9 protein-coding genes are annotated in these 7,857 nt (G+C 71.4%); 1 reads left to right on the plus strand and 8 read right to left on the minus strand.

Going from position 1 to position 7,857, the window contains the following annotated elements; translation table 11 throughout:
• Positions 1 to 9: 9 nt before the first annotated feature.
• The 6 genes from ACFPZI_RS32790 to ACFPZI_RS32815 all read right to left on the minus strand — a co-directional run bounded on the left by ACFPZI_RS32790 (position 10) and on the right by ACFPZI_RS32815 (position 5,833).
• On the minus strand, positions 10 to 309 hold the full coding sequence (locus ACFPZI_RS32790; protein WP_381370813.1) for a hypothetical protein: 300 nt from the start codon (positions 307 to 309) through the stop codon (positions 10 to 12).
• Between the two features lie 357 nt (positions 310 to 666).
• Positions 667 to 882, minus strand: a complete 216-nt coding sequence (locus tag ACFPZI_RS32795) for a hypothetical protein (RefSeq protein WP_381370814.1) — start codon at positions 880 to 882, stop codon at positions 667 to 669.
• A 266-nt stretch (positions 883 to 1,148) separates the two neighbouring features.
• Positions 1,149 to 4,013, minus strand: a complete 2,865-nt coding sequence (locus ACFPZI_RS32800; RefSeq protein ID WP_381370815.1) for a WD40 repeat domain-containing protein — start codon at positions 4,011 to 4,013, stop codon at positions 1,149 to 1,151.
• Positions 4,014 to 4,098: 85 nt separating this feature from the next.
• The gene (locus ACFPZI_RS32805; RefSeq protein WP_055626283.1) at positions 4,099 to 4,401 is read right to left on the minus strand and encodes a hypothetical protein; all 303 of its coding nucleotides are present in this window, start codon (positions 4,399 to 4,401) and stop codon (positions 4,099 to 4,101) included.
• Between the two features lie 137 nt (positions 4,402 to 4,538).
• Complete coding sequence (locus ACFPZI_RS32810; RefSeq protein ID WP_381370816.1) at positions 4,539 to 5,171, minus strand: TOPRIM nucleotidyl transferase/hydrolase domain-containing protein; 633 nt, start codon at positions 5,169 to 5,171, stop codon at positions 4,539 to 4,541.
• Positions 5,172 to 5,695: 524 nt separating this feature from the next.
• The gene (locus ACFPZI_RS32815; RefSeq protein WP_381370817.1) at positions 5,696 to 5,833 is read right to left on the minus strand and encodes a hypothetical protein; all 138 of its coding nucleotides are present in this window, start codon (positions 5,831 to 5,833) and stop codon (positions 5,696 to 5,698) included.
• A 44-nt stretch (positions 5,834 to 5,877) separates the two neighbouring features.
• Here ACFPZI_RS32815 and ACFPZI_RS32820 point away from each other — a divergent pair, with 44 nt between their 5' ends.
• On the plus strand, positions 5,878 to 6,219 hold the full coding sequence (locus tag ACFPZI_RS32820) for an aldehyde dehydrogenase family protein (RefSeq protein ID WP_381370818.1): 342 nt from the start codon (positions 5,878 to 5,880) through the stop codon (positions 6,217 to 6,219).
• Positions 6,220 to 6,392: 173 nt separating this feature from the next.
• On the opposite strand, the gene ACFPZI_RS32825 is transcribed toward ACFPZI_RS32820, so the two are convergent.
• Together ACFPZI_RS32825 and ACFPZI_RS32830 are read right to left on the minus strand one after the other, a co-directional pair.
• Entirely contained in the window at positions 6,393 to 6,713 is a 321-nt protein-coding gene (locus ACFPZI_RS32825; RefSeq protein ID WP_381370819.1) for a hypothetical protein, read from the minus strand.
• 131 nt (positions 6,714 to 6,844) lie between these two features.
• Complete coding sequence (locus ACFPZI_RS32830; protein ID WP_381370820.1) at positions 6,845 to 7,333, minus strand: hypothetical protein; 489 nt, start codon at positions 7,331 to 7,333, stop codon at positions 6,845 to 6,847.
• Positions 7,334 to 7,857: the final 524 nt, after the last annotated feature.

Consider the following 7,857-nt stretch of genomic DNA (forward strand, 5'->3'; position numbering starts at 1 on the left):
CGCCGCGGGTCAGCGCCAGTCGCCGGTCAGCCAGGCCAGGAGGCGGGGGTCGGGTGTCGCGTCGCACGACACGACACCCTTGGTGGAGACGATCTCCGAGGTGAAGGTCTGGGACATGACGTCGAGGCTTCGGCCGAAGTCCCTGATGACCTCGCCGGGCTCCGCGATCGTCACCTCGGAAGCGGTCACCGGTTCGGGTGAGCCGCAGCCGACGTGAGGGAGGGGCTGGCCGAGATACCAGCCGCCGACGAACACGGCGTACAGGACGGCGGTAGCGCCTAAGCGGCGCGGGGTTATCCAGGTGGGCACGCGAGAAGCTTTCCACAGCCGGAAGGCGAAGGAACAAGCGCACCAGCACCGATCGGCCCGGTCCCAGCGCGCCCGAGGCCCCCGATGCCGTAGTGGTGCGCGCGCCTGACCTGCTGTTACGTCGTTATGCCGTGATGTGGGCGGTGTGGGCGGTGTGGAGGTCGGCCGTTCCACGGGACGACCACGAGATGCGGGCGACCTGCTCCCTGGGAGAGACCGGCCGTGTGATACGCGCCGCCGCTCATGGATGTCCCACCTCCGCGGGGACCGGTGTCCGGTGCGCCGGGCACCGGCCCGTGACCGGACACGGCCCGGCCGGAATCACCTAGGCGAGACGCGTGATCGGCCGGACAGGTCTCAGCCGGTCTCGCGGGCCAGGACGCGGCGGGCCGCCTCGGCCTCTGCCGCCGGCGGGGACAGCTCGTCGAGGGAGTCGAGTTCGGTGTCCTCCTCCAGCTCCCGTTCCCAGGCCGCCGCGAGCTGTTCCTGTTCCTCGCGCGGTTTGGCGCTGATGGCTTTCCGGTGGTCCGGGTCCAAAGCCGTCAGGAATCGTCCGACCGGGTCCGTGGACATGCTGTGCTCCTTACTCACTGGGAAGAAGGCCGCTCCCAGCTCCAGCATGGCCAGCCGGTCCGGAGACGGCGACCCGAGACGGCCTGTGACCTGACCATCCCCCGGGGCCTCCGATCACCTGGAGGCCCTCGGAGGGGCACGGTCCCGGAACGACAGGTCCTCGCGCATCGACTCGCGTGCGGAACCGCCGGAGAAGATCGTCACGTCCGACGCGGAAGGGCGCTGAGGATGGTGTTCCAAGCCGTCGAGCAGCGCGCGCCCAGTTACTACTGCTGCTGCCGGTGGTGTGGTGACCCCTGCCACTCCAGGACCGCCACCTCGCGCCCGAAGGCGATGGCGAGGTGGCCGTCGTCGGTGGTGGTCAGCGAGTTGACGGTGAGCGGGAGGCACAACGGCGGGGCGATGTCCCTGCCGGTGGCGGCGTCACGGGCGCGGACGGTGTCCGAGCCGTGAAAGGAGAACGAAACGGGGGAGCCGTCGAGTACGGCGGTGTAGGCCGGCATCGGCTCGGCCGGGGTGATCGCCGCGGTGGTGGTCGGCCCTTCGTACGAGGGGACGGGCTCGCCGATGGGGTGCCCGGTGGCAAGGTCCTGAACGTGGCGGACGTGGAGGGAGTGCGCGTTGCCGCAGTACTCGCCCCCGCTGTCGCTGACCAGGACGGGGCGGCCGGCGGGGCCGACGGCCGTGGCGAGCCCCATGACCCGCTCGGTGTGTTCGGGGCGCGGGCGGTCCGGGGCATCGGGGCGGGCGGTGTACGTCTCGGGGCTCCAGAGCCTCAGTGTGCCGTCGCGGCCTGCGGTGAGCAGGGTGTCCCGGGTGATGAAGGTACAGGCGAGCACGGCGTCGCTGTGGCCGGGCAGCGGAGGGCCGAGGGGTGTCCGGGAGGCCAGGTCCCAGACGACGACGGTGCCGTCGTCGGCGCCCGCGGCGGCCACGGCACGGCCGTCGGTCACGGTGGCGGCCAGGGCCCGGAGGGGCCGGGCCGCGGGTGCGGTGAGCGGTCGGCCGAGAGCACGGCGGCGGTCGAGGTCCCATAGCCGCACGGTGCCGTCCTGACCTGCTGTGACGCATACGGGGACACCGCTGAGGACGGTTGTGGCGACGGTGGACAGGGGGCCGCGGTGGCCGCGGAGAGCGACGCCCAGGGGGTGTCCGGTGTCCAGGTGCCACAGCCGCAGCGCGCCGTCGGTGCCGCCGGCCAGGGCGACGGGACGGCCGCCGACCATCGCCGTGCCGAGAGCGTGGATGACCCGGCCGGGGCTGTCGGAGAGTTCGCCGAGCGGCCGGCGGGCGGCCGGGTCCCAGAGGCGGACGACACCGTCCCGGCCGCCGGTCAGCAGGACGGGGAGGCCGCCGACCTCGGCGTGCGCGAGGGCCTGGACGGAGCCCGAGTGATGCTCCGGGAGCCGGCCCTCGAAGCGGCCGGTCGCCTCGTCCCACAGACACACCGTTCCGTCGCTGTCGGCCGTGGCCGCGAGGCGGCGCTCGCCCACGGGCACCGAGGCGACCGCGCGTACGGCACTGCGATGGCCGCTCAGCCGCATGCCGGTGGGGCGGCTGGACTCCGGATCCCACAGCCGCGCCGCACCGTCGCTGCCGCCGGTGAGGAGGGCGGGCCGGCCGGCGGTGACGGTGGCGGCGACCGCCCGGACGGGGCCCGAGTGTCCGCCGTCCAGGTGCCGGGGTGCCTGCTCCGGGCCGAGGGCCCAGATTTTGACCAGGTCCTCCCGCGTGTAGTCCGGTTCGAGGCCCTGCCGTGGGCCTATGCACCTGACGGCCACGAGGACCGTGCCGTCGTCGACGGCCGCGATCGTGCTGAAGCGGGTGGAAACCCGGTCCGGGCAGCCCCTCAGGGGAGGTGCGTACAGGCTGCGGGAGGCGAGGTCCCACACCTGGATCCGGTCGGCCGAAGGACAGCAGTCGTTCTGCCACTTGACGACGAGGGCGAGGGGGCGCCCGTCGAGCATGGCGGTGTCCACGTCGTTCGGCATGGTGCGCCGGCCGGAGGGGAGCGGGAAGCGGGAGTCGGACCGGGGGTCGTCGGAACCCACCGGTGCACCGAGCAGCTCGCCGGTGAGAAGGCTCCGGATCTGCAGCCTTCCGCCGCCATTGCCGTACCGGTCGGGATCGGAGCCGCCGGTGACGAGGACAGGGCGGCCGTGGAGAACGGCGATGTGGTCCTTGGCATGCTCAGGGTGTCCGGCCAGAATCGGCAGACCGCGGTGCGTGAGGGTACGGCGCGGGCGTCCGGTGGCCAGGTCCCAGGTGCGGACCCGGCCGTCCGCGACGCTGACCGCCAGAGCGGGAGAGCGGCCGTCGGACTCCGGTACGACGGCGTCGACCCGCCGGGTGTGCGGAAGGGGCCTGCCCACGGGCTCGCCGGTGACCGGGTCCGACAGGTGGAGCAGACGGCCGTCCCAGGTCATGAGGAGCGGACGGCCGTCCGGCAGTGCCCTGGTGAGTCCCACGATCTCGCCGCGTGGCTCGCGGGGCCCACGGGGCACGGTGAGTGGGCGGCGGGTCTCCAGGTCCCACAGGCGTACGGCTCCGCCGCCGGTGGCCACGACCACGGTCCGTCCATCGGCGCGCACCTGCGCCAGCCCGTCGAGGCGCGCGCCGTGCCCGGGCATCGGATCGCCGACGGCCTGCCCGGTGGCCAGGTCGACGGCGATCAGCGTGCCGTCGCGCTCGCCGAGGAGAGCGGTGAGGCATCCCTCCACACGGGTGAAGACCTTGGGAACGGAAGTGGTCAGCGCACGCGCGACCACCGTGCCGGGCAGCGACGCCAGCAGCCGGGTGTCCATCTCGGAGCCGGTCGACCAGACGACCCGCCAGGGCAGTTCGCGGGCCAGTCCGGCCGCCAGGGCGTGGTCACCGAGGCGGGCGGCATCCACGCCGAGCAGCTGCCGCCGCGTGACCGGGTCCGCGCCGACGTGCCGGTGGGCGGAGGCGCGGTAGACGGCCGCCGCCGAGCGGGCGGCGGGGCTGCCCGCCCGGTGCAGGACGGGCAGCAGGATGTACGGGTCGGCCCGGACCAGGAACTCGGGGTCCACCAGGAGCTCGTCCAGGCTGCCCGCCGAGCGGGCCTGCTCCAGGGCCCGGTGGGTTGGTGCTGTGCGCCCATCGGCCATCTCTCGTCCCCCGTCCGGCTGCGAGCCGTACCCGTACCCCCACCGCGCTGCCAGGCCACCGTCACCGGGCCATCGTGCCCGTGCCTCACCCGCGCCGGTCGGCGACCGCCCACGACGTCAGCGCCACGGCGCCCGCCACGCCGAACACGGCGGGCCAGGCGCCGACCTTCTTCGCCAGGGGATGCGACCCGGCGAAGGCGGCGACGTACGCGACCGACAGCGCCCCGGCGGCCTTCCCGCCGGCCCGCTCCCGCCACTCCCGCGCCGCAGCGGCCCCCGCCACGGCGAGAACGACGCCGCCCAGCGGCCGCTTCCGGGTCCAGCGGGCCACGCCGTACCCGCCGACCAGTCCACTCGCGGCCAGCACCGAGCCGGGAACCTTCGCCATGTCCTGCGCCTCCTGCCACCACGCCCGCCCTCTGCTGAGGGACGGGTCTCGCTCTCCCGAGGCTAACCCTCGCAACATTCCCCTCCGGCACGGGCCTCGACCCGCGCCCGCGCCGCTTCAGAGACGGTCAGAGACGGTCAGAGGCAGGTGAGCAGGCCGTCGAGCGGGGCGGGTACGCGGTCGGGTTCGAGGGCCTCGACGAGGACGCGCCCGTACCGGATCTTGCGCCCCTTCTTCGTGCCGAGGAAGCGCCGCAACTGCTGCTGCGAGGTGCGGCCCTGCTGCGCGGGCTGCTGCAGGAAGGTCTGCAGGGCGCGCAGGTCGCCCTCCTCCCGGACGAGCTCCTCCACCCGTGCCACGCCCAGCGCGCGGATCAGCTCGTCCTCCAGATCCGCCACGCAGACGAAGAACCGTGGCGGGTGTGCCGTGCCCGCCGCAGCCGTCCGCTCGAAGGCGCGGGCGTAGAAGCGCCGTTCCCCTTCGTCGCACAGCCCCGTGAGGCGGAGGCCCAGGCCGGGCGGTGGCCCGAGGAGCCGGACGAAGCGCCCGACACTCATCGCACCGCCCATCGGCAGCACGCAGACCCCTTCACCCTCCAGATCCCGTCCGCGGCGCGCGGCCAGCGCGTCGACGGCCGCGGCATCGCTCGGCCCTTCGAGCAGGACGACCGCCCGGACGGACAGCCGCGCCGCCAGCTCGCGCGCGGGCTCACCGGACCCACCGGCATCCCACGCGGTGACCGCTTCCCGGAACGCCTCCATGTCAGCCATGGGACGAGTCTGTGCCCTCCCCGGCTTGCACCGCACGGAATTTCCACCGGAGCCCTGGCGATCTTCCTCCCGGCTCGATCAAGCGGCAGGATGAGGAGGCCGTCGCACGGTGAAGGGGACCGGGCGGAGAGGACATGGCGGAGGGGACAACACGGTGGAGGGGACATGACCGTCCCCTGGGTGAAGCTCGAACTGGACGTCGCGGCGTTCGACGCGCCCCACTTCGAGACGTACGTGAAGCGGTGCCGCGCGGATGGCATCCGTCTGACCACGCTCGCCGAACTGGGCGACACACCGGAACACCGCCGTGCGCTGTACGCACTGAACAAGGAGTGCTCCGCCGACATCCCCGAGCGCGGTGAGTTCTACACCTTCGAGGAGTACGCCGAGCGGCGCTTCGAGGCCGCCGGCTACGACCCCCGCGGCATCGTGATCGCCCTGGCCGGGGACGACTGGATCGGCCTGGCGGCGACCTCGGTCCAGGAGGGCTTCGTCTTCAACGAGATGACCGGCGTACGGGCCGGCTACCGGGGCCGCGGCATCTCGATCGCCATGAAGACCTTCGGGATGGCCTTCGTCAGAGAGCACGGAGCGAGCACGGTCCGGACCTTCCACCACCCCGCCAACGCGAAGCTCTCGGTCCACCAGGGCAGGAAGCTCATGGCCACCTACCGGGCCGGGTCGGGGATCGGCGTCAAGGACGACTGTGCCCGTTCCAAGGGCTGGATGTCGAACGGTAACTGGAAGATCAGGTCCAAGACCCGCACCTGCAACGGCAACGTCATGCGCGGACGACGAGGAGCTCATCGCCCTCGCGAACTCCTCGCGGTACGGCCTGAGCAGCAGCGTGTGGAGCACGGACGGCGACCACGCCGCATCCGTGGGCTCCAGGATCCACGCAGGAGCCGTCTTCACCAACACGATCTCCGCGACCGACCCCCGCCTCCCCACCGGCGGCATCAAGGCCAGCGGCCATGGACGCGAACTGGGCAGGTGGGGAGTCCGTGAACTGTCCAACCTCCGGACACTGCGTGTACGCAAGGCATGAGGCACGGCCCATGACGGCACCGCCGCATCGACGGATGCGCCCATGGACGACACCCTGCCCGACCGTGAGCCGGACCCGTGAACCGGGCCCGGAAGGCGGTGGCCCGGGAGGCGGTGGCCCGGATCACCCGCGCGGGAGCCTCGAAGGCTCCCGCGCGGTCTCGTTTCTGTTCGTCAGGAAGGAACCTGGATGCTGGCGATCCATCGGACCCGGTCAGTGGTCTCGATGTGGAAGCGCCCCTTCCGTGCCTCGGCCAGGTCGAGCTGGTTCACGTTGATGCGGGCCTCGGTGCTGGGGCAGTCGACCGTGAACTCGCCCACCGTGTCGACCGTCAGTGTGAGTCGGCCGGTCCCGGTGTCCGAGACGCAGTTGACGTTCACCCAGGAGACCCCTTCGGTGAGCCGGACCGGCCCGAGGTCCCCGTCACCCCTACGGGGGCCACCGGAGGCGATCTCCTGGTAACCGGGCTGAATGTCCGGCGGGCGGAGTGTCACCTCGGCCGCCGGTTTCGACGAAGTGGCGGGAGAGGGCTCGGGTGCGTCCCCTTGCCCGCTCGTGCAACCAGTAGCCGCCACGACCACGGCGGCGGTGAGTGCCGCAAGCCCGGAGGCACGAGGAGAGAGCATCATTTGCTGCTCTCCCAGTAGCGGAATCCGACGGCCTTGTTCACGACTTTGACCTTGCCCGAGGTTCTCTGGGTCTTGCGGCAGTCGGGAAGCTCGTAGTACTTCTCCCACGTCGCAGAGTGCCCCCAGGAACCGTACTGGGTGTTCCCGTACTTCTTTTTGGAGATGTCCCGACGGTACTGGTGGTCCGTCCCCCAGCTGACCTCCTTGGCCGCCTCGGCGCTCACTTCCACCTTCGCCTGCGCGACGGCGTAATCAACCGTCACCCCCGCAGTCCCGCTGACCTTTGTCGCCGCGGTCTCGGCGGTGGTCCGGGTGACGACCATGGTGCCTCCCGGCCCGTCCTTGTAGATCGGGCCCTTGCCTATGTGGGTGGCCTGGTAGGCGTACACGTTCTTGCGCCAGCCACCGCTGCACACGCCCAGGGGAGCAGGGCCCGTGTCGGCGGCGACGGCCGTGACCGGGGCCATGAAGGATCCTGCGATCACCGCGCAGAATATTGAAGCGTAAATATTTCGAGAATGGACCATTGCTGTTGGTTCCCCCTGTTTCAGTGGTCGGCTTTTCTCGTTTCCGAGTGGTCTGTTGCCGACTTCGGGAGTCAAACACAGCGAAAATAGGGTCACAAGAGAATTGAGGTTCTCCTGAGCTGATCGTCGGGCGAGTGAACTGGCCAGGAAACCAATGCAATTGCCTCAGCCGCCGCAGCAGAACGTCGCGGAAGCGGGTGGCGAACCCAGCCGAGGTGCCTGGCGAGGAACCGCACCGCGCTGTCCAGCCCGAACGCCGGGATCTCCCCGTCCCGGTGGTGGAGCATCGGGTTCCCCTGTTCTCGACCGGGCTGGTGGTTCCGTAGGGGCGGGGCGGAACGCGCCGTCAATAGGGATCAGGAAGAACCGTCCCTCAGGTGGCGGAGGCGACCTTGACCCGTCTCCCTGTGGCCTGGTGGTCTAGTACTCCAGCAGTACTTCGTGGCTTGACGTGGGGAAACGTCGAGCGGTGGGAGTGTAGC

This window comes from Streptomyces chlorus, from assembly GCF_042655885.1.
GTDB lineage: Bacteria > Actinomycetota > Actinomycetes > Streptomycetales > Streptomycetaceae > Streptomyces > Streptomyces chlorus.